At 57.0% G+C, this 21,912-nt stretch carries 22 protein-coding genes; all 22 read left to right on the top strand.

The window, feature by feature from the left end; genetic code table 11:
* The first annotated feature begins 566 nt into the window (after positions 1–566).
* Positions 567–701 carry a 50S ribosomal protein L34 gene (rpmH, locus tag LOY43_RS28695; protein ID WP_003213577.1) on the top strand — a complete coding sequence of 45 codons (135 nt, stop codon included), beginning with the start codon at positions 567–569 and terminating at the stop codon, positions 699–701.
* 16 nt (positions 702–717) lie between these two features.
* Entirely contained in the window at positions 718–1,119 is a 402-nt protein-coding gene (gene rnpA / locus LOY43_RS28690) for a ribonuclease P protein component (protein ID WP_016984072.1), read from the top strand.
* A complete protein-coding gene (gene yidD, locus LOY43_RS28685; RefSeq protein ID WP_010465488.1) occupies positions 1,112–1,357 on the top strand; it encodes a membrane protein insertion efficiency factor YidD in 246 nt (81 codons plus the stop codon). Before rnpA ends, yidD begins: the two co-directional genes overlap by 8 nt.
* 2 nt (positions 1,358–1,359) lie before the next feature.
* Positions 1,360–3,042: a membrane protein insertase YidC gene (yidC, locus tag LOY43_RS28680; RefSeq protein WP_258709029.1), complete on the top strand. Its 1,683-nt coding sequence runs from the start codon at positions 1,360–1,362 to the stop codon at positions 3,040–3,042.
* 81 nt (positions 3,043–3,123) lie between these two features.
* Positions 3,124–4,494 carry a tRNA uridine-5-carboxymethylaminomethyl(34) synthesis GTPase MnmE gene (mnmE, locus tag LOY43_RS28675; RefSeq protein ID WP_093429551.1) on the top strand — a complete coding sequence of 457 codons (1,371 nt, stop codon included), beginning with the start codon at positions 3,124–3,126 and terminating at the stop codon, positions 4,492–4,494.
* 552 nt (positions 4,495–5,046) lie between these two features.
* Positions 5,047–6,945, top strand: coding sequence for a tRNA uridine-5-carboxymethylaminomethyl(34) synthesis enzyme MnmG (gene mnmG, locus LOY43_RS28670; protein WP_258709028.1), 1,899 nt, complete (start codon positions 5,047–5,049; stop codon positions 6,943–6,945).
* Positions 6,942–7,586: a 16S rRNA (guanine(527)-N(7))-methyltransferase RsmG gene (gene rsmG / locus LOY43_RS28665; protein WP_064116544.1), complete on the top strand. Its 645-nt coding sequence runs from the start codon at positions 6,942–6,944 to the stop codon at positions 7,584–7,586. Before mnmG ends, rsmG begins: the two co-directional genes overlap by 4 nt.
* 18 nt (positions 7,587–7,604) lie before the next feature.
* A complete protein-coding gene (locus LOY43_RS28660) occupies positions 7,605–8,402 on the top strand; it encodes a ParA family protein (protein ID WP_008084406.1) in 798 nt (265 codons plus the stop codon).
* A 9-nt stretch (positions 8,403–8,411) separates the two neighbouring features.
* Entirely contained in the window at positions 8,412–9,284 is an 873-nt protein-coding gene (locus LOY43_RS28655) for a ParB/RepB/Spo0J family partition protein (protein WP_007911911.1), read from the top strand.
* Between the two features lie 148 nt (positions 9,285–9,432).
* A complete protein-coding gene (locus LOY43_RS28650) occupies positions 9,433–9,840 on the top strand; it encodes a F0F1 ATP synthase subunit I (protein WP_003229783.1) in 408 nt (135 codons plus the stop codon).
* A gap of 16 nt (positions 9,841–9,856) precedes the next feature.
* Positions 9,857–10,726, top strand: a complete 870-nt coding sequence (gene atpB / locus LOY43_RS28645; protein ID WP_007911917.1) for a F0F1 ATP synthase subunit A — start codon at positions 9,857–9,859, stop codon at positions 10,724–10,726.
* A 133-nt stretch (positions 10,727–10,859) separates the two neighbouring features.
* A complete protein-coding gene (atpE, locus tag LOY43_RS28640) occupies positions 10,860–11,117 on the top strand; it encodes a F0F1 ATP synthase subunit C (RefSeq protein ID WP_003097235.1) in 258 nt (85 codons plus the stop codon).
* A 59-nt stretch (positions 11,118–11,176) separates the two neighbouring features.
* Entirely contained in the window at positions 11,177–11,647 is a 471-nt protein-coding gene (locus tag LOY43_RS28635; protein WP_003229781.1) for a F0F1 ATP synthase subunit B, read from the top strand.
* A 12-nt stretch (positions 11,648–11,659) separates the two neighbouring features.
* Positions 11,660–12,196, top strand: a complete 537-nt coding sequence (locus LOY43_RS28630) for a F0F1 ATP synthase subunit delta (RefSeq protein ID WP_007911956.1) — start codon at positions 11,660–11,662, stop codon at positions 12,194–12,196.
* Positions 12,197–12,217: 21 nt separating this feature from the next.
* Entirely contained in the window at positions 12,218–13,762 is a 1,545-nt protein-coding gene (gene atpA, locus LOY43_RS28625; RefSeq protein ID WP_016984064.1) for a F0F1 ATP synthase subunit alpha, read from the top strand.
* Between the two features lie 50 nt (positions 13,763–13,812).
* Positions 13,813–14,673: a F0F1 ATP synthase subunit gamma gene (gene atpG, locus LOY43_RS28620; protein ID WP_007911960.1), complete on the top strand. Its 861-nt coding sequence runs from the start codon at positions 13,813–13,815 to the stop codon at positions 14,671–14,673.
* A 27-nt stretch (positions 14,674–14,700) separates the two neighbouring features.
* Positions 14,701–16,080, top strand: coding sequence for a F0F1 ATP synthase subunit beta (atpD, locus tag LOY43_RS28615; RefSeq protein WP_007911961.1), 1,380 nt, complete (start codon positions 14,701–14,703; stop codon positions 16,078–16,080).
* Between the two features lie 45 nt (positions 16,081–16,125).
* On the top strand, positions 16,126–16,551 hold the full coding sequence (locus tag LOY43_RS28610; protein ID WP_007954164.1) for a F0F1 ATP synthase subunit epsilon: 426 nt from the start codon (positions 16,126–16,128) through the stop codon (positions 16,549–16,551).
* Between the two features lie 118 nt (positions 16,552–16,669).
* The gene (glmU, locus tag LOY43_RS28605; protein WP_095125081.1) at positions 16,670–18,037 is read left to right on the top strand and encodes a bifunctional UDP-N-acetylglucosamine diphosphorylase/glucosamine-1-phosphate N-acetyltransferase GlmU; all 1,368 of its coding nucleotides are present in this window, start codon (positions 16,670–16,672) and stop codon (positions 18,035–18,037) included.
* 160 nt (positions 18,038–18,197) lie between these two features.
* The gene (locus LOY43_RS28600; protein ID WP_007911964.1) at positions 18,198–18,974 is read left to right on the top strand and encodes a DeoR/GlpR family DNA-binding transcription regulator; all 777 of its coding nucleotides are present in this window, start codon (positions 18,198–18,200) and stop codon (positions 18,972–18,974) included.
* Between the two features lie 2 nt (positions 18,975–18,976).
* The gene (gene glmS, locus LOY43_RS28595) at positions 18,977–20,809 is read left to right on the top strand and encodes a glutamine--fructose-6-phosphate transaminase (isomerizing) (RefSeq protein WP_095049585.1); all 1,833 of its coding nucleotides are present in this window, start codon (positions 18,977–18,979) and stop codon (positions 20,807–20,809) included.
* Positions 20,810–20,883: 74 nt separating this feature from the next.
* Entirely contained in the window at positions 20,884–21,810 is a 927-nt protein-coding gene (locus tag LOY43_RS28590; RefSeq protein ID WP_258709027.1) for a LysR family transcriptional regulator, read from the top strand.
* Positions 21,811–21,912: the final 102 nt, after the last annotated feature.

The following is a 21,912-nucleotide window of genomic DNA, read 5'->3' as shown; positions in this document are numbered from 1 at the left end:
GGATATCCCCTAAGTTGAAAGCCGGTGAGGCAAAAACAAGCGGCCATTGTAGCGGCGAGCCGTCCACTTATCCACATGCAGGTTGCCCGGTGACCATGATTTATCAATGCGTTAAATCGGAAAAAGGCGACCAACGGTGTGTGAATAAGCTCTGTGGATAACCGCCTCTAAGGGCACTGGACAACTGGGGGTTGAACTCGGTGGATAACCTGCCTGTGGATAACAGGCCATTCCACACACAGGTTATCCGACAGCGCAGCACAGGCTGAACACGGTTTTCCACTGTAGTTGTCATTCTCTGTACATCACGTCAGACAAGGCCTAATGCTACTTATCCACAGAAGAAGGTGTGCCTAGCTTTTATAAGCTTTACAGAAAAGCTTTAAATAATTCCCTTCTTTATTTTTATGTATGGCAAGCAGGTGATCAGGCAAAGAACACCTAGAGATCTATTTATAAGGAAACGCTGGTTGGAAATTGACCTGAAGGCTTGCTTTCTCTAGAATCCCCGGTCTCTTAAAACGGGGGCCATTCCGGCCCGTTGTGGACGAACCAGGTAACACGACATGAAACGTACTTTCCAACCAAGCACTATCAAACGCGCCCGTACCCACGGTTTCCGTGCTCGCATGGCTACCAAGAACGGCCGTGCTGTCCTGTCGCGTCGCCGCGCCAAAGGTCGTGCGCGTCTGGCAGTTTGATAATCCGGTACTGGAGGTGAGTCAGGACTTCAGTCGGGAAAAGCGTCTGCTTACTCCCCGGCATTTCAAGGCAGTCTTTGACTCCCCTACCGGCAAGGTTCCGGGGAAAAATCTCCTGCTCCTTGCACGCAACAACGATCTTGATCACCCCCGTCTCGGGCTGGTTATCGGGAAAAAGAGCGTAAAGCTCTCCGTTGAGCGCAATCGCCTCAAACGTTTGATGCGCGAATCATTTCGTCTGCACCAGGATTCACTGGTCGGCTGGGATATCGTTATCGTCGCGCGCAAAGGTCTGGGCGATGTAGAAAACCCCGAATTGATTCAGCATTTCGGCAAGCTCTGGAAGCGTCTGGCACGTAGCAAGCCAGTTCCAGAAGTCAAAACCGAAACTGTAGGGGTAGACAGTACCGATGCGTAAACTGGCCCTCGTTCCGATCCAGTTTTATCGCTATGCCATTAGTCCTTTGATGGCCAGCCACTGTCGTTTCTACCCCAGTTGTTCCTGCTACGCGTATGAAGCCATCGAAAATCATGGCCTTCTGCGCGGTGGCTGGCTGACCTTTCGTCGTTTAGGTCGCTGTCATCCGTGGAATCCCGGTGGTTATGACCCGGTTCCACCTATCCCTACCTCCCGTTCTTCTTCGATGGCCGAGTAATCATGGATATCAAACGCACGATCCTGATCGTCGCCCTGGCAATCGTGTCCTACGTTATGGTTCTTAAATGGAACCAGGACTATGGCCAGGCTGCCCTGCCGACTCAGAATGTTGCTTCCAGTACGACTACATCCGGTTTGCCGGACACCGCCACTGGCAATAATGCTGCCGCCAGTGACGATATTCCGCGCGCCGCTAGCGATACCAGTGCACCTGCCGAAACTCCGGTAGCCGCCAGCAAGGATCTGATCCAGATCAAAACCGACGTGCTCGATCTCGCGATCGATCCACAAGGTGGTGATGTTGCTCAACTGACCTTGCCTTTGTATCCACGTCGTCAGGATCGTCCTGATGTACCGTTCCAGCTGTTCGATAACGGCGGCGAACGTGTTTATCTGGCCCAAAGCGGTCTGATCGGCACCAATGGCCCGGATGCAAATCCGGCCGGTCGTCCGGTCTACTCTTCGGAGAAGAAGACTTATCAACTGGCTGAAGGTCAGGACCAACTGGTCGTCGACCTGAAGTTCAGCAAGGACGGCGTCAATTACATCAAGCGTTTCACCCTGAAACGCGGCCTGTATGACGTAGCCGTTTCCTACATTGTGGATAACCAGAGCGCTCAGCCCTGGAACGGCGCAATGTTTGCTCAGTTGAAACGCGACAACAGCGCTGATCCTTCGTCCACTACTGCTACTGGCACCGCGACTTACCTGGGCGCCGCCCTGTGGACAAGTTCGGAGCCGTACAAGAAAGTGTCCATGAAGGACATGGACAAGGCGCAGTTGAAAGAAACCGTCACCGGTGGTTGGGTAGCCTGGCTGCAACACTACTTCGTGACCGCGTGGATTCCGGCCAAGGGCGAAAACAACATCGTCCAGACCCGTAAAGACAGCAAAGGCAACTACATCATCGGTTACACCGGTCCTACATTGACCGCTGCACCGGGTGCCAAAGTTGAAACCAGCGCTGTGCTGTACGCCGGTCCGAAAAGCCAGGCTGTATTGAAAGAATTGTCCCCAGGTCTGGAACTGACCGTCGACTACGGCATTCTTTGGTTCATTGCCCAGCCAATCTTCTGGCTGCTGCAACACATCCACGCCATTGTCGGTAACTGGGGCTGGTCGATCATCTTCCTGACCATGCTGATCAAGGGTATTTTCTTCCCTCTGTCGGCTGCCAGCTACAAATCGATGGCGCGCATGCGTGCTGTCGCGCCGAAACTGGCTGCTCTGAAAGAGCAACATGGCGATGACCGGCAGAAAATGTCGCAAGCCATGATGGAACTGTACAAGAAAGAGAAGATCAACCCGCTGGGCGGCTGCTTGCCGATCCTCGTACAGATGCCGGTTTTCCTTTCGCTGTACTGGGTGCTGCTGGAAAGCGTGGAAATGCGCCAGGCGCCGTTCATGCTGTGGATCACTGACCTGTCGATCAAGGATCCGTTCTTCATTCTGCCGATCATCATGGGCGCAACCATGTTCATCCAGCAGCAGCTGAACCCGACTCCGCCGGATCCGATGCAGGCGAAGGTCATGAAAATGATGCCAATCATCTTCACCTTCTTCTTCCTGTGGTTCCCAGCTGGTCTGGTGCTGTACTGGGTTGTGAACAACTGCCTGTCGATTGCACAACAGTGGTACATCACGCGTAAGATCGAAGCGGCGACGAAAAAAGCCGAGGCGTAACTTGCACTGTGGATAACACCACTCAAAACGCCCCCTAGTGGGGCGTTTTGCTATCTGCCACTTTTGTCTGGATTCCGGTTTATGAGCACACCTCGTGAAACCATCGCCGCCGTCGCCACCGCTCAGGGTCGCGGCGGTGTGGGCATTGTTCGTATTTCCGGGCCGCTGGCCAGCGTTGCAGCCAAAGCTATAAGCGGCCGCGAACTGAAACCGCGTTACGCCCATTACGGGCCATTTTTCAGTGATGACCAGCAAGTGCTCGATGAAGGTCTGGCGCTATATTTCCCGGGGCCAAACTCGTTCACCGGCGAAGACGTTCTGGAATTGCAGGGCCACGGTGGGCCGATCGTTCTGGACATGCTGCTCAAACGCTGCCTGGAACTGGGCTGCCGTCTGGCGCGTCCGGGGGAGTTCAGCGAACGCGCGTTCCTCAATGACAAACTCGACCTGGCCCAGGCCGAGGCGATTGCCGATTTGATCGAGGCGAGTTCTGCACAGGCGGCGCGCAATGCCCTGCGTTCTTTGCAAGGCGCGTTTTCCCAGCGTGTGCATAACTTGACCGAACAACTGATAGGTCTGCGCATCTACGTCGAAGCCGCCATCGACTTCCCGGAAGAGGAAATCGACTTTCTTGCCGATGGCCACGTGCTGAGCATGCTGGACAAGGTCCGTGATGAATTATCCACAGTACTGCGTGAAGCCGGACAGGGCGCGTTGTTGCGCGATGGCATGACCGTGGTGATTGCCGGTCGTCCGAATGCCGGCAAGTCCAGCCTGTTGAATGCGTTAGCCGGTCGGGAAGCGGCGATCGTCACCGAGATTGCCGGCACCACCCGCGATATTTTGCGTGAACATATCCACATCGACGGTATGCCGTTGCACGTTGTGGATACCGCAGGTTTGCGTGATACCGAAGACCAGGTGGAAAAGATTGGCGTTGAACGCGCACTGAAAGCCATCGGCGAAGCGGATCGCGTCCTGCTGGTGGTCGATGCAACCGCTCCGGAAGCACTGGATCCGTTTGCCTTGTGGCCTGAATTCCTCGAAACCCGCCCGGATCCGGCCAAGGTTACGTTGATTCGTAACAAAGCAGACCTGACTGGTGAATCCATTTCCCTGGAAGTCAGTGAAGATAGCCACGTGACGATCAGCCTGAGCGCCAAATCTGCAGGTGATGGTCTGGAACTCCTGCGTGATCACCTCAAGGCCTGTATGGGCTACGAGCAGACTTCGGAAAGCAGCTTCAGTGCTCGTCGTCGCCATCTGGAAGCGTTGCGCCATGCCAGTGCAGCCCTTGAACACGGTCGTGCACAACTGACTCTGGCGGGTGCGGGCGAGTTGCTGGCCGAAGACCTGCGTCAGGCTCAGCACTCTCTAGGGGAAATCACCGGGGCATTCAGCTCTGATGATCTGCTGGGACGGATCTTTTCCAGCTTCTGTATCGGTAAATAACCCCTCCGCTTTCCACAGACAGGTCCATTCGCGACCTGTCTGCGCCTCCTCTTTCTCAAACCTTTCTCCAGTGCCGGGCAGATTTCGTCTCCCTGAGCGGACTTCTCGCGCCTGTTATTTCTTCATTCACCGTATTTCTGTGGATTAAGCCCTGTGAATAACTGCCACTAAGGGCAGTTGATAACAGGGCCTGAAAACTGGATATAACCCCCTCTGTGGATAACCAACCCTTTAATCCACAGGCTTAAACCAGTTATCCAAGGCTCTCATTGGCACATGGTCACAGGGTTTTGAATCTCTGTACACATTGAATATAAAGGCCTGTATAAATCTATCCACAGAAAGTAGCCTCAGTAGAAATAAACATAAAAACAAAGGTTTTATAAATTTCTCTCTTTTTTATTCTTTTAACCTCGAGTTCTCCACAGCTGGTTAAATTTTGTGCAAAGGGTTCTTTAGGAAGGGCGAAGTCCCTATACTTGTCGACCAGGTTCAGAAACCTGATCTCAAACTATTCCTGAATTACCTACTTAAGCAGGCACGAGGTGCGTGGTGGATTTCCCTTCCCGTTTTGAAGTGATCGTCATCGGCGGCGGTCATGCCGGTACCGAGGCAGCACTGGCCTCAGCACGTATGGGGGCAAAAACCCTGTTGCTGACGCATAACGTGGAAACCCTCGGTGCCATGAGTTGCAACCCGGCCATTGGTGGCATTGGCAAAAGCCATCTGGTCAAGGAAATCGATGCCCTCGGCGGCGCGATGGCCACCGCTACCGATTTCGGTGGCATCCAGTTTCGCGTGTTGAACAGCCGCAAAGGCCCCGCCGTTCGGGCGACCCGTGCGCAAGCTGACCGGATTCTGTACAAAGCCGCTGTCCGCGAAATTCTGGAAAACCAGCCGAACCTGTGGATATTTCAACAAGCTGCTGACGACCTGATCGTCGAGCAGGAACAAGTCCGTGGTGTTGTCACGCAAATGGGTCTGCGTTTTCTCGCCGATTCCGTGGTGTTGACCACCGGTACGTTCCTCGGCGGACTTATCCACATCGGTTTGCAGAATTTTTCCGGCGGTCGCGCCGGTGATCCGCCGTCCATCGCACTGGCTCACCGTCTGCGTGAACTACCGCTGCGTGTCGGTCGCCTGAAAACCGGCACACCGCCGCGTATCGACGGCAAGTCTGTGGATTTCTCGGTAATGACCGAGCAACCAGGCGATACGCCGATCCCGGTGATGTCGTTCATGGGCACCAAAGAACAGCATCCACGTCAGGTCAGTTGCTGGATTACTCACACCAACGCCCGCACCCACGAAATCATTGCCGCGAACCTCGATCGTTCGCCGATGTATTCCGCTGCCGGTGAGATCGAAGGCATTGGCCCGCGCTACTGCCCGTCGATCGAAGACAAGATCCACCGCTTTGCCGACAAGGAAAGCCATCAGGTGTTTATCGAACCGGAAGGTTTGACCACCCATGAGCTGTACCCGAACGGAATATCCACAAGCCTGCCGTTCGACGTGCAATTGCAGATCGTGCAATCGATTCGCGGCATGGAAAACGCGCACATCGTGCGTCCGGGTTATGCGATCGAGTACGACTACTTCGATCCACGTGACCTGAAGTACAGCCTCGAGACCAAAGTCATCGGCGGTCTGTTCTTCGCCGGGCAAATCAACGGCACCACCGGTTACGAAGAAGCTGGCGCCCAAGGTTTGCTGGCCGGGGCCAACGCCGCACTGCGCGCCAAGGGCAAAGAAGCCTGGTGTCCGCGTCGCGATGAAGCGTACATCGGTGTGTTGGTCGACGACCTGATCACCCTCGGTACCCAAGAGCCGTACCGCATGTTCACTTCCCGTGCCGAATACCGCCTGATCCTGCGGGAGGACAACGCCGACCTGCGTTTGACCGAAAAAGGTCGCGAGCTCGGTTTGGTCGATGACGCACGTTGGGCAGCCTTCTGCAAGAAACGCGAAAGCATCGAACTCGAAGAACAGCGCCTGAAAAGCACTTGGGTTCGCCCGAATACGCAGCAGGGCGATGCGATCGCGGAAAAATTCGGCACGCCGCTGACCCACGAATACAACTTGCTCAACCTCTTGAGCCGTCCGGAAATCGACTACGCTGGTCTGGTCGAAGTGACCGGCAACGGCGCCGAAGATCCTCAGGTCGCCGAGCAGGTTGAAATCAAGACCAAATACGCCGGTTACATCGACCGTCAACAGGACGAAATCGCCCGTCTGCGCGCCAGTGAAGACACGAAATTGCCTGTGGATATCGATTACACCAACATTTCCGGTCTCTCCAAGGAGATTCAGAGCAAGCTCGGTGCCACGCGTCCAGAGACGCTGGGTCAGGCTTCGCGGATCCCGGGGGTGACCCCGGCAGCGATTTCGCTGTTGATGATTCATTTGAAAAAACGCGGCGCGGGCCGTCAGTTGGAGCAAAGCGCTTGAGTTCTAAGGTCACTTCGCAACACGCCGAAGAGTTATCCACAGGAGCCCGCGAGCTCGGTGTCCATCTCACTGAAACCCAGCACGAATTGCTGCTGGGTTATTTGGCCCTGTTGATCAAATGGAACCAGGCCTACAACCTGACTGCGGTGCGCGATCCGGACGAAATGGTTTCGCGACACTTGCTCGATAGTCTGAGCGTGATGTCGTTCATCGAAAACGGTCGCTGGCTCGACGTCGGCAGTGGTGGCGGCATGCCGGGGATCCCGTTGGCGATCCTGTATCCGGACTCGCAAGTGACCTGTCTGGACAGCAACGGCAAGAAAACCCGCTTTCTGACTCAGGTCAAACTCGAACTCAAACTGGATAACCTGCAAGTTATCCACAGTCGTGTCGAAGCCTTCCAGCCTGCTCAACCGTTCAATGGGATCATTTCCCGGGCGTTCAGCAGCATGGAAAACTTCACCAACTGGACTCGCCACTTAGGCGACGCCGATACACGTTGGCTGGCAATGAAGGGCGTTCATCCGGCCGATGAGCTGGTAGCATTGCCGGCAGACTTCAAACTCGATAGCGAACACGCCCTGGCCGTACCCGGTTGCCAAGGCCAACGCCATCTGCTGATACTGCGCCGCACGGCATGATTGGGAACACAAGCAAGAATGGCTAAGGTATTCGCGATAGCGAACCAAAAGGGTGGTGTGGGCAAGACCACCACCTGCATCAACCTCGCAGCATCGCTGGTCGCGACCAAGCGCCGGGTGCTGTTGATCGATCTCGATCCACAGGGCAACGCCACCATGGGTAGCGGTGTGGATAAACACGGCCTGGAAAATTCGGTCTACGACCTGCTGATCGGCGAATGCGATCTGGCCCAGGCCATGCACTATTCCGAACATGGCGGTTACCAACTGCTGCCGGCCAACCGCGACCTGACCGCGGCCGAAGTGGTGCTGCTGGAAATGCAGATGAAGGAAAGCCGTCTGCGCAGCGCGCTGGCGCCGATCCGCGAAAACTACGATTACATTCTGATCGACTGCCCGCCGTCGCTGTCGATGCTTACGCTGAACGCACTGGTCGCCGCTGATGGGGTCATTATCCCCATGCAGTGTGAGTACTTTGCGCTCGAAGGCTTGAGCGACCTTGTGGATAACATCAAGCGCATCGCCGAACTGCTGAATCCGAACCTGAAAGTCGAAGGGTTACTGCGGACCATGTATGACCCGCGCCTGAGCCTGATGAACGACGTTTCGGCGCAGCTCAAGGAACACTTCGGCGATCAGCTGTACGACACGGTGATCCCGCGCAACATCCGCCTGGCCGAAGCGCCGAGCTACGGCATGCCGGCGCTTGCCTACGACAAGCAATCGCGCGGCGCCCTGGCTTATCTGGCCCTGGCCGGCGAGATGGTTCGCCGTCAGCGCAAAAACTCACGCATCGCCGCCGCTCAGGCAACTTAAGGAATCCCCATGGCCGTCAAGAAACGAGGTCTCGGACGTGGACTGGATGCACTGCTGAGTGGTCCGACCGTCAGCGCGCTGGAAGAACAAGCGGCGCAAGCTGACACCCGCGAACTGCAGCACTTGCCGTTGGATCTGCTGCAGCGCGGCAAATACCAGCCGCGCCGCGACATGGATCCGCAGGCGCTGGAAGAACTGGCAGCGTCGATCAAGGCGCAAGGCGTGATGCAGCCGATCGTGGTGCGCCCGATTGGCGGTGGCCGCTTCGAGATCATCGCTGGTGAACGTCGCTGGCGCGCGAGTCAGCAAGCCGGGCAGGAAACCATCCCGGCGATGGTCCGCGATGTGCCGGATGAAACCGCAATCGCTATTGCGCTGATCGAGAACATCCAGCGCGAAGACCTCAATCCGATCGAAGAAGCGGTGGCCCTGCAGCGTTTGCAGCAGGAGTTCCAGCTCACTCAGCAACAGGTCGCCGAAGCTGTGGGTAAGTCCCGCGTCACTGTGGCTAACCTGTTGCGGCTTATTGCGCTGCCGGAAGTCATCAAGACCATGCTGTCCCATGGCGACCTGGAAATGGGTCACGCCCGTGCATTGCTCGGTCTGCCGGAAAATCAGCAGGTGGAAGGGGCGCGACATGTTGTCGCACGCGGTCTCACTGTGCGCCAAACTGAGGCACTGGTTCGCCAGTGGTTGAGTGGCAAACCGGAGCCTGTGGAAGCGACCAAACCCGACCCGGATATCGCCCGCCTCGAACAGCGTCTGGCCGAGCGCCTAGGCTCTGCGGTGCAGATTCGCCATGGGAAGAAGGGAAAGGGCCAGTTGGTGATCGGTTACAACTCCCTCGATGAGCTTCAAGGTGTGCTCGCACACATCCGCTGAAACATTTCCTCATGTAGCGCGCAGTCGGAAATCACTACCTGACAGTTGAATAGGGGCAGAACCGCCCCTATACTCTGCGCGCATTTTGTCGGCACAAATTATGCCAAGTTATTGAATTCTGGCAGCCGACCATTGGAGAGCAAACGTGATGGAAACCCGCAAGCCAAACCGCCTGCCGTTCCATCGCCTGGCGGTTTTTCCGGTGTTAATGGCTCAATTTGTCATTTTGCTCATTGCCGCTTTGGCGCTCTGGCAATGGCACGGAGTCGTTGCCGGATACTCGGGACTTTGCGGAGGCCTGATAGCCTTGCTGCCCAATGTTTATTTCGCTCACAAGGCATTTCGGTTTTCCGGCGCCCGAGCAGCCCAGTCCATCGTCCGGTCCTTTTACGCCGGCGAGGCAGGCAAACTGATTTTGACGGCAGTGCTCTTTGCACTGGTGTTTGCAGGTGTGAAGCCATTGGCGCCGATAGCTGTATTCGGCGCGTTCGTGCTGACTCAGTCGGTCAGCTGGTTCGCTCCCCTGCTGATGAGAACAAGACTTTCGAGACCTTAGGGCGTTTGAGGCAACCATGGCAGAAACAACCGCTTCGGGCTATATCCAGCACCACTTGCAGAACCTGACCTTCGGTCAGCTACCTAACGGCGGCTGGGGCTTTGCCCATACCGCAGCAGAAGCCAAAGAAATGGGCTTCTGGGCTTTCCACGTCGATACTCTCGGCTGGTCGGTCGCGTTGGGTCTGATCTTCGTACTTCTTTTCCGCATGGCGGCAAAGAAAGCGACTTCGGGTCAGCCGGGTGCTTTGCAGAACTTCGTTGAAGTATTGGTCGAATTCGTCGATGGCAGCGTGAAAGACAGCTTCCATGGCCGTAGCCCGGTGATTGCTCCGCTGGCACTGACCATCTTCGTCTGGGTGTTCCTGATGAACGCCGTCGACCTGGTACCGGTCGACTGGATTCCTCAGCTGGCCATCCTGATCTCCGGTGACCACCACATCCCGTTCCGCGCCGTGTCGACCACCGACCCGAACGCGACCCTGGGCATGGCGTTCTCGGTTTTCGCACTGATCATTTTCTATAGCATCAAGGTCAAGGGCTTCGGCGGCTTCATCGGCGAACTGACCCTGCACCCGTTCGGCAGCAAGAACATCTTCGTTCAAGCCCTGCTGATCCCGGTGAACTTCCTGCTGGAATTCGTGACCCTGATCGCCAAGCCGATCTCTCTGGCTCTGCGTCTGTTCGGCAACATGTATGCCGGCGAGCTGGTGTTCATTCTGATCGCTGTGATGTTCGGCAGCGGCCTGCTCTGGCTGAGCGGCCTGGGCGTTGTTCTGCAGTGGGCGTGGGCTGTGTTCCACATCCTGATCATCACGCTGCAGGCGTTCATCTTCATGATGCTGACCATCGTCTACTTGTCGATGGCGCACGAAGAAAACCATTAAGGCCAGTCTCGACTAGTCTGATGTCCTTCCCGGTCAAACGGGAAGGGGCTCTTCACAGGGCACCTGAAACGATTTGTTTTACCGCTTTAATCTAAAAAACCTAAACCATACGACGTAAAAGTCGGGAGGAAAGATGGAAACTGTAGTTGGTCTAACCGCTATCGCTGTTGCACTGTTGATCGGCCTGGGCGCACTGGGTACCGCAATTGGTTTCGGCCTGCTGGGCGGCAAGTTCCTGGAAGGCGCAGCGCGTCAGCCAGAAATGGTTCCAATGCTGCAAGTTAAAATGTTCATCGTTGCCGGTCTGCTCGACGCCGTAACCATGATCGGTGTTGGTATCGCTCTGTTCTTCACCTTTGCGAACCCGTTCGTTGGTCAGATCGCTGGCTAATTACCCGGATTCTTCCGAGTAATTTGATGTGATGGACAACGTAACTGCGAGGTGTTGGCGTGAACATTAATGCGACCCTGATTGGCCAGTCCGTTGCGTTCCTGATTTTTGTACTGTTCTGCATGAAGTATGTATGGCCTCCGGTCATCGCTGCTCTGCACGAACGTCAAAAGAAGATCGCTGATGGTCTGGACGCTGCCAGCCGTGCAGCTCGCGACCTGGAGTTGGCCCAAGAAAAAGCGGGTCAGCAACTGCGCGAAGCGAAAGCTCAGGCAGCTGAAATCATCGAGCAAGCCAAGAAACGCGGTAACCAGATTGTCGAAGAGGCCGTTGAAAAGGCCCGTGTCGACGCTGACCGTGTGAAGGTTCAGGCTCAAGCCGAGATCGAACAGGAACTGAACAGTGTCAAAGACAAGCTGCGTGCCCAAGTGGGCTTGCTGGCTGTCGGCGGCGCCGAGAAGATCCTGGGTGCCACAATCGATCAAAACGCGCACGCAGAGCTGGTTAACCAACTGGCTGCTGAAATCTAAGCGAGGGCGATCATGGCAGAACTGACCACGTTGGCCCGACCTTACGCTAAGGCGGCCTTCGAGCACGCTCAGGCCCACCAGCAACTGGCCAATTGGTCAGCCATGCTCGGCCTGGCTGCAGCGGTGTCGCAAGACGACACCATGCAGCGCGTGCTCAAGGCCCCGCGACTGACGAGCGCAGAAAAGGCCGCCACGTTTATTGACGTGTGCGGCGACAAGTTTGATGCCAAGGCACAGAACTTCATCAATGTCGTTGCCGAAAACGACCGTCTCCCGCTTCTGCCGGAGATTGCCGCTCTTTTCGACCTGTACAAGGCCGAACAAGAGAAGTCGGTAGACGTTGAAGTGACCAGTGCTTTTGCATTGAACCAAGAACAGCAAGACAAACTCGCCAAGGTTCTCAGTGCACGACTCAACCGGGAAGTGCGCCTGCAAGTTGCGGAGGATGCTGCCCTAATAGGTGGTGTCGTTATCCGCGCCGGCGACCTGGTTATCGATGGCTCGATTCGCGGCAAAATCGCGAAACTTGCCGAAGCATTGAAATCTTGAGTTTGAAGGGGCAGCAGAGCAATGCAGCAACTCAATCCTTCCGAAATAAGTGAAATTATCAAGGGCCGCATCGACAAGCTCGATGTGACCTCCCAAGCCCGTAACGAAGGCACTGTCGTCAGCGTATCTGACGGCATCGTGCGGATTCACGGTCTGGCCGACGTTATGTACGGCGAGATGATCGAGTTTCCGGGCGGCGTCTACGGTATGGCCCTCAACCTGGAGCAAGACTCCGTAGGTGCCGTTGTACTGGGCGCTTACCAGTCTCTGGCTGAAGGCATGAGCGCCAAGTGCACTGGCCGCATCCTCGAAGTTCCGGTTGGTAAGGAACTGCTGGGTCGCGTAGTCGACGCACTGGGTAACCCTGTTGACGGCAAAGGTCCACTGGGCAACACCGAGACCGACGCGGTCGAGAAAGTTGCACCGGGCGTGATCTGGCGTAAGTCGGTAGACCAGCCTGTACAGACTGGCTACAAGGCTGTCGATGCCATGATCCCTGTCGGCCGTGGCCAGCGTGAGCTGATCATCGGTGACCGTCAGATCGGTAAAACCGCTCTGGCGATCGACGCGATCATCAACCAGAAAGACAGCGGCATTTTCTGCGTCTACGTAGCTATCGGTCAGAAGCAATCGACCATCGCCAACGTGGTTCGCAAGCTGGAAGAAAACGGCGCCCTGGCCAACACGATCATCGTGGCTGCCAGTGCTTCGGAATCTCCTGCGCTGCAATTCCTGGCACCGTACTCCGGTTGCACCATGGGTGAATTCTTCCGCGACCGCGGTGAAGACGCGCTGATCGTTTATGACGATCTGTCCAAGCAAGCAGTGGCTTACCGCCAGATTTCCCTGCTGCTGCGCCGTCCACCAGGCCGTGAGGCTTACCCAGGCGACGTGTTCTATCTCCACTCCCGTCTGCTGGAGCGCGCATCCCGCGTTTCGGAAGAATACGTAGAGAAGTTCACCAACGGCGCAGTGACCGGCAAAACCGGTTCCCTGACCGCACTGCCGATCATCGAAACCCAGGCTGGCGACGTTTCCGCGTTCGTTCCGACCAACGTGATTTCCATCACCGACGGTCAGATCTTCCTGGAATCGGCCATGTTCAACTCGGGCATCCGCCCTGCAGTGAACGCCGGTGTTTCGGTATCCCGTGTGGGTGGTGCCGCTCAGACCAAGATCATCAAGAAGCTCTCCGGTGGTATCCGTACCGCTCTGGCTCAGTACCGTGAACTGGCGGCATTCGCCCAGTTCGCTTCTGACCTGGACGAAGCGACCCGTAAGCAACTTGAGCATGGTCAGCGCGTTACCGAGCTGATGAAGCAGAAGCAATACGCACCAATGTCGATCGCTGACATGGCGCTGTCGCTGTATGCCGCTGAGCGTGGGTTCCTGACTGACATTGAAATCGCCAAGATCGGCAGCTTCGAACAAGCGCTGATTGCTTTCTTCAACCGCGATCACGCCGATTTGATGGCCAAGATCAACGTTAAAGGTGACTTCAATGACGAAATCGACGCTGGCATGAAAGCCGGTATCGAGAAGTTCAAGGCCACCCAAACCTGGTAAGCCGCAGCGGGAGCCGCGAGGCTCCCGCTTGCTAACCTGATAGGTGTTACATGGCAGGCGCAAAAGAGATTCGCAGTAAGATTGCGAGCATCAAAAGCACGCAAAAGATTACCAGCGCCATGGAAAAAGTGGCGGTCAGCAAAATGCGCAAGGCACAAATGCGCATGGCTGCTAGCCGTCCTTATGCGGAGCGTATCCGCCAGGTTATTGGGCATCTGGCCAACGCCAACCCGGAATACCGCCACCCGTTCATGATCGACCGCGAAATCAAGCGCGTTGGTTATGTTGTGGTGAGCAGTGACCGTGGTCTGTGCGGCGGCTTGAACACCAACCTGTTCAAGGCCCTGGTCAAGGACATGGCGGTAAACCGCGAAAACGGCGTCGAGATTGATCTGTGTGTCGTTGGTAGCAAGGGTGCGGCCTTTTTCCGCAACTTCGGCGGTAACGTCGTTGCAGCTATCAGCCACCTGGGTGAAGAGCCGTCGATCAATGATCTGATCGGCAGCGTCAAGGTGATGCTGGATGCCTACCTGGACGGCCGTATTGACCGCCTGTCCGTGGTGTCCAACAAGTTCATCAACACCATGACGCAACAGCCTACCGTGGAGCAGTTGATTCCACTGGTGGCAACCCCGGATCAGGATCTCAAGCACCACTGGGACTATCTCTACGAACCGGATGCCAAAGAGCTGCTTGACGGCTTGATGGTCCGCTACGTTGAGTCGCAGGTCTACCAGGCGGTGGTCGAGAACAACGCGGCTGAACAAGCTGCGCGGATGATCGCGATGAAGAACGCTACCGACAACGCCGGTGATTTGATCAGCGATTTGCAGCTGATCTACAACAAGGCGCGTCAGGCTGCGATCACCCAAGAGATCTCGGAAATCGTCGGCGGCGCTGCCGCGGTTTAACGGTTCAAATATTCAGAGGATCCAGCTATGAGTAGCGGACGTATCGTTCAAATCATCGGCGCCGTTATCGACGTGGAATTTCCACGCGACAGCGTACCGAGCATCTACAACGCGCTGAAAGTAGTGAGCGCGGCTGAAACCACTCTGGAAGTTCAGCAACAGCTGGGCGACGGCGTGGTTCGCACCATTGCGATGGGTTCCACCGAGGGCTTGAAGCGCGGTCTGGAAGTTACCGACTCTGGCGCAGCCATCTCCGTACCGGTCGGTAAAGCGACCCTGGGCCGGATCATGGACGTCCTCGGTAACCCGATCGACGAAGCTGGCCCGATCGACACCGAAGAGCGTTGGGGCATTCACCGTCCAGCGCCTTCGTTCGCTGAGCAAGCAGGCGGCAACGACCTGCTGGAAACCGGCATCAAGGTTATCGACCTGGTTTGCCCGTTTGCCAAAGGCGGTAAAGTCGGTCTGTTCGGTGGTGCCGGTGTAGGCAAAACCGTAAACATGATGGAACTGATCCGTAACATCGCCATCGAGCACAGCGGTTATTCCGTGTTCGCCGGTGTGGGTGAGCGTACTCGTGAGGGTAACGACTTCTACCACGAGATGAAGGATTCCAACGTTCTGGACAAAGTGGCACTGGTTTACGGTCAAATGAACGAGCCGCCGGGTAACCGTCTGCGCGTAGCACTGACCGGCCTGACCATGGCCGAGAAGTTCCGTGACGAAGGTAACGACGTTCTGCTGTTCGTCGACAACATCTATCGTTACACCCTGGCCGGTACTGAAGTATCCGCACTGCTGGGCCGTATGCCTTCGGCAGTAGGTTACCAGCCGACCCTGGCTGAAGAGATGGGCGTTCTGCAAGAACGTATCACTTCGACCAAGGAAGGTTCGATCACTTCGATCCAAGCGGTATACGTACCTGCGGATGACTTGACCGACCCGTCGCCAGCGACCACCTTCGCCCACTTGGACGCCACCGTCGTTCTGTCCCGTGACATCGCTTCCCTGGGTATCTACCCAGCGGTAGATCCACTGGATTCGACTTCGCGCCAGCTGGACCCGAACGTAATCGGCCAGGACCACTACGACACCGCTCGCGGCGTTCAGTACGTTCTGCAACGTTACAAAGAGCTGAAGGACATCATCGCGATCCTGGGTATGGACGAGCTGTCGGAAGCCGACAAGCAGTTGGTAAACCGTGCTCGTAAGATCCAGCGCTTCTTGTCGCAGCCGTTCTTCGTGGCTGAAGTCTTCACCGGTGCTTCGGGTAAATACGTTTCCCTGAAAGACACTATTGCTGGCTTCAAAGGCATCCTCAACGGTGACTACGACCACCTGCCAGAACAAGCGTTCTACATGGTTGGCGGCATCGAAGAAGCGATCGAGAAAGCCAAGAAACTGTAATCCCGGCGCCCGGCAACGGGCGCTAATTTAGGTTGAGGCAATCAGATGGCTATGACAGTCCATTGCGATATCGTCAGCGCGGAAGGGGAAATCTTTTCCGGCCTGGTCGAGATGGTGATTGCGCACGGTGCACTGGGTGATCTTGGTATCGCTCTGGGTCACGCGCCGCTGATCACTAATCTGAAGCCAGGTCCGATCCGCCTGATCAAGCAAGGCGGGGAAGCCGAGGTGTTCTACATCTCCGGTGGTTTCCTCGAGGTTCAGCCGAACATGGTCAAGGTGCTTGCCGATACCGTGCAACGCGCCGCCGACCTGGATGAAGCTCAAGCCCAGGCAGCTCTCAAGGCTGCCGAAGCTGCTCTGCACGAGAAGAGCGCAGATTTCGACTACGGAGCTGCGTCCGCACGTCTGGCCGAGGCTGCAGCTCAGCTGCGCACCGTCCAGCAGATCCGCAAGAAGTTTGGCGGTTAATCCGTCAGCCGCTTGTTGTGCGATTGATAAAAAAGGGTAGCCTCGGCTACCCTTTTTTCTTTTCCGAATTCCCGAAACCCGGTCGCAGTTGCTGACCACCCAGGATTGGTAGCCAGTCATGTCTCTTGAAATCGTTATCCTCGCGGCCGGTCAAGGCACTCGTATGCGTTCGGCACTGCCGAAAGTGCTGCATCCGATTGCCGGCAACTCCATGCTGGGTCATGTTATCCACAGCGCCCGGCAACTTGATCCGCAACGCATTCATGTGGTGATCGGTCACGGCGCCGACGTGGTGCGCGAGCGACTGGCTGCCGACGATCTGAATTTCGTCCTGCAGGACAAGCAACTCGGCACCGGCCACGCCACCGCTCAAGCGGTGCCGTTCATTACTGCCGACACCGTGCTGATCCTCTACGGGGACGTGCCGCTGATCGAAGTCGAAACCCTGCAGCGTCTGCTCAAGCACGTCGTGCCTGGACAGATGGGCTTGCTCACCGTCGAGCTGGATGACCCGACCGGTTACGGCCGCATCGTGCGCGATATCGACGGTAAGGTGGCCGCAATCGTTGAGCACAAAGATGCCAGCGAAGCGCAACGCGCAATTACTGAAGGCAACACCGGCATTCTTGCTGTCCCGGCCAATCGTCTGGCTGACTGGATGAGCCGTCTGTCGAACAACAATGCGCAGGGCGAGTACTACCTGACCGACGTGATCGAGATGGCTGTCAGTGATGGTCTGGTGGTCGCCACCGAGCAACCGCACGACCCAATGGAAGTGCAGGGCGCCAACGATCGCAAGCAACTGTCTGAGCTGGAGCGTCATTACCAGTTGCGCGCTGGTCGTCGGTTGATGACGCAAGGCGTCACCCTGCGTGACCCGGCGCGCTTTGACGTGCGTGGTGAAGTGACCGTCGGTCGCGATGTGCTGATTGACATCAACGTGATCCTCGAAGGCAACGTTGTCATCGAAGATGACGTGGTGATCGGCCCGAACTGCGTGATCAAGGACAGCACCCTGCGCAAAGGCGTGGTCATCAAAGCCAACAGTCATATCGAAGGTGCCGTACTGGGCGAGGGCAGTGATGCCGGCCCGTTCGCGCGTCTGCGTCCAGGCACCGTGCTTGAAGCGGGCGCACATGTGGGTAACTTCGTTGAGCTGAAAAATGCCCGCATGGGCGAAGGCGCCAAGGCGGGACACCTGACTTATCTGGGCGATGCAGAGATCGGTGCGCGTACCAACATCGGCGCCGGCACCATCACCTGCAACTACGATGGCGCCAACAAGTGGAAAACCGTGCTGGGTGCAGATGTGTTCATCGGTTCCAATAATTCGCTGGTCGCGCCTGTGGATATCTCCGACGGTGCATCCACGGCGGCCGGCTCGACGATTACGCAGAATGTGGATAACGCGCAGTTGGCCGTGGGCCGAGCGCGGCAGAGAAATATCGACGGCTGGAAGCGGCCGGAGAAGATCAAGAAGAGCTGAGTTATCCACAGCGGTTTTTTGAAGATCAAGAGATCGCAGCCTTCGGCAGCTCCTACGGGAATGTTGAAGGCTGCGATTTTTTTTGGGTGACAGCTTGACGATTTAGAGCCGATAGGTTTTGATTGCTTCCGTTATCTTTCGAAACGAAACTTAAGTCGCCATGTCGAAACGCAACACGCCGCAACGCCGCCACAACATCCTCGCCTTGCTCAACGAGCAGGGCGAAGTCAGTGTGGATGAACTGGCCAAGCGCTTCGAAACCTCGGAAGTTACGATTCGCAAGGATCTCGCCGCGCTGGAAAGCCACGGTCTGTTGCTGCGCCGCTACGGCGGGGCGATCACCATGCCGCAGGAACTGGTCGCGGAAACCGCGCAGAGCGTTTCCAAGTACAAACAGGCCATCGCCCGCGCGGCGGTGAAACGCATCCGCGAGCACGCGCGCATCATCATAGACAGCGGCAGCACCACTGCCGCGATGATCCCCGAACTTGGCCAGCAGCCGGGTTTGGTGGTGATGACCAATTCCCTGCACGTCGCCAATGCCTTGAGCGAACTCGAACACGAGCCTGTGCTGTTGATGACTGGCGGCACCTGGGATCCGCATTCGGAATCCTTTCAGGGCCAGGTCGCCGAGCAGGTACTACGCTCTTACGACTTCGACCAGTTGTTCATTGGCGCCGACGGTATCGATCTGGTGCGCGGCACGACGACTTTCAATGAATTGCTGGGACTTAGCCGGGTCATGGCCGAGGTGGCGCGAGAAGTCATCGTCATGGTCGAGGCCGACAAGATCGGTCGCAAGATTCCCAATCTGGAACTGCCGTGGAGCAGCGTCCATACCCTCATTACCGATGATCGCCTGCCTATCGAAGCGCGCGATCAGATACAGGCCCGCGGTATCACCGTGATTTGCGCGGCTGTCAGTCAGGAGAAATAAGCATGTGTGGAATTGTCGGCGCAGTTGCTGAACGTAATATCACCGCCATCCTGCTCGAAGGCCTCAAGCGCCTTGAATACCGCGGCTACGACAGCGCCGGTGTCGCGGTCTTTACCAACGACGAAACCCTCGAGCGCATGCGTCGTCCGGGCAAGGTCAGCGAACTCGAAGCCGCATTGGCCGAGCATCCGTTGGTTGGCCGTCTCGGCATTGCTCACACCCGCTGGGCCACCCACGGCGCACCGTGCGAGCGTAACGCGCACCCGCATTTCTCCGGCGACATCGCGGTGGTGCACAACGGCATCATCGAAAACCACGAAGCCCTGCGTGAACAACTGAAAGCGCTGGGTTACGTGTTTACTTCGGATACCGACACCGAAGTTATCGCCCATCTGCTCAACCACAAGCTCAAGGATCAGCCAGACCTGAGCGTTGCGCTTAAAGCGACGGTCAAGGAATTGCACGGTGCTTATGGTCTGGCGGTGATCAATGCCAAACAGCCTGATCGTCTGGTCGCCGCGCGCAGTGGCAGCCCATTGGTGATCGGTCTGGGTCTGGGCGAGAATTTCCTCGCCTCTGACCAATTGGCCCTGCGTCAGGTCACCGACCGGTTCATGTATCTGGAAGAAGGCGATATCGCCGAAATTCGCCGCGATAACGTGCAGATCTGGGACATCAACGGCAATGCCGTCGAGCGCCAGACCGTGCAGTACAGCGATGGTGCTGAAGCTGCCGACAAAGGTGAATACCGCCACTACATGCTCAAGGAAATCCACGAGCAACCGGCCGTTGTACAACGAACCCTCGAAGGTCGCCTGAGCAACGATCAGGTGCTGGTGCAAGCGTTCGGCCCACAAGCGGCCGAACTGTTCGCCAAAGTCCGCAACGTGCAGATCGTCGCGTGCGGCACCAGTTATCACGCGGGTATGGTCGCGCGGTACTGGCTCGAAGAATTGGCCGGCATTCCGTGCCAAGTCGAAGTCGCCAGCGAATTCCGCTACCGCAAAGTGGTGGTGCAGCCGGACACCTTATTCGTGACCATCTCGCAGTCCGGCGAAACCGCCGACACCCTGGCGGCGCTGCGCAATGCCAAGGAACTGGGCTTCCTCGCCAGCCTGGCCATCTGCAACGTTGGCATCAGCTCGCTGGTGCGCGAATCCGACCTGACCCTGCTGACCCAGGCCGGCCGCGAAATCGGCGTCGCCTCGACTAAAGCCTTCACCACGCAACTGGTCGGCCTGTTGCTGCTGACTCTGTCGCTGGGTCAAGTACGCGGGACGTTAGCCGAGGGCGTTGAAGCGCGTCTGGTCGAGGAACTGCGTCGTCTGCCAACCCGTCTCGGTGAAGCATTGGCCATGGACAGCACCGTGGAAAAAATCGCCGAGCTGTTCGCCGAGAAGAACCACACGCTATTTCTCGGTCGTGGTGCGCAATTCCCGGTAGCAATGGAAGGCGCCTTGAAACTCAAGGAAATCTCCTACATCCACGCCGAAGCCTACCCGGCCGGCGAACTGAAACACGGCCCGCTGGCGCTTGTGGATAACGATATGCCGGTGGTTACCGTCGCGCCGAACAACGAACTGCTGGAAAAGCTCAAATCCAACCTGCAGGAAGTCCGTGCCCGTGGCGGTGAACTGATCGTATTCGCCGATGAGAAAGCCGGGATGACCAACGGCGAAGGCACCCACGTGGTGCAGATGCCGCACATCCACGACATCCTCTCGCCGATCCTCTACACGATTCCGCTGCAGTTGCTGTCGTACTACGTGGCGGTACTCAAGGGCACGGACGTCGATCAGCCGCGTAACCTGGCGAAGTCGGTGACGGTGGAATAAGTTATCCACAGCTGACCTACGCACAAAAAATCGCAGCTTCGGCTGCGATTTTTGTATCTGACTCGAGAGGCACCATGGATCGCTTCCAGGAAATGCACATCTTCACCACCGTCGCCCAAGAGCAAGGCTTTTCCTCTGCCGCGCGGCGTCTGGGTTTGTCAGCGGCCAGCGTCACGCGTGCGGTGGCGGCGTTGGAGTTGCGCATCGGCACGCAGTTGCTGATTCGTACTACGCGCAGTGTGCATTTGAGCGAAGCCGGGCAGCGTTATCTGGAGGATTGTCGGAGGATTCTCGCTGAGGTGCAGGAAGCCGAGGATTCGGCAGCGGGCAGTCATGCCGAGCCGCGTGGGCAACTGACGGTCACAGCGCCGGTGTTGTTCGGTGATTTGTTTGTGACGCCGCTGATGGCGCGTTATCTGGCGCAGTATCCGGATGTCACGATCAATGCGGTACTGGTTGATCGGATCGTCAACATGGTCGAGGAGGGCATCGATGTGGCGGTGCGCATCGGTGATCTGCCGGACAGCAGTCAGCATGCTGTTCGCGTGGGTGAGGTGCGTAGGGTCATTTGCGGCTCGCCGGACTACTTTGCCAAATATGGCCGACCGGCTCATCCCCACGCGTTGGCGGGCGCGCCAGTGGTGGCGACTTCAGCGATTGGCCAGCAACGCAGTTGGCCGTTTCTCGACGCGGGTGAACCGCTTAGCGTGCGTCCTGAGCCGCGTCTGATCGTGACCGCCAATCAGGCAGCGATTACCGCAGCCTGCATGGGGCTGGGCTTGACTCGGGTGCTGTCTTATCAAGTTGCCAGCAAAATCGTGACCGGTGAGCTGGAAATCGTCCTCGCTGAATTTGAACTGCCGACATTGCCGATCCATGTGGTGTATCAGGGAGGGCGCAAGGCGCCGGCGCGGATCCGCAGTTTTGTCGATTTCACCGCCAACGCTTTGCGCGAACATCCTGCTTTGAAAGGCGCTGCGTTATTGCACCCGATGAAATAATCGATTGCAGTTGCTGGTGATTCTGTTGTTTTCGCGATCAGCGCAAGATGGCCTCCATCGGCGCTCTCATCCTCGCAGCGGCGCCACTGTTCAGCGGAGTCG

The sequence above is a fragment of the Pseudomonas sp. B21-041 genome, assembly GCF_024748675.1.
In the GTDB taxonomy this organism is placed as follows: Bacteria; Pseudomonadota; Gammaproteobacteria; order Pseudomonadales; family Pseudomonadaceae; genus Aquipseudomonas; species Aquipseudomonas neuropathica.
The sequence above is the reverse complement of the archived record's forward strand: the minus strand, read 5'-3'. Positions and strand labels throughout refer to the sequence as shown.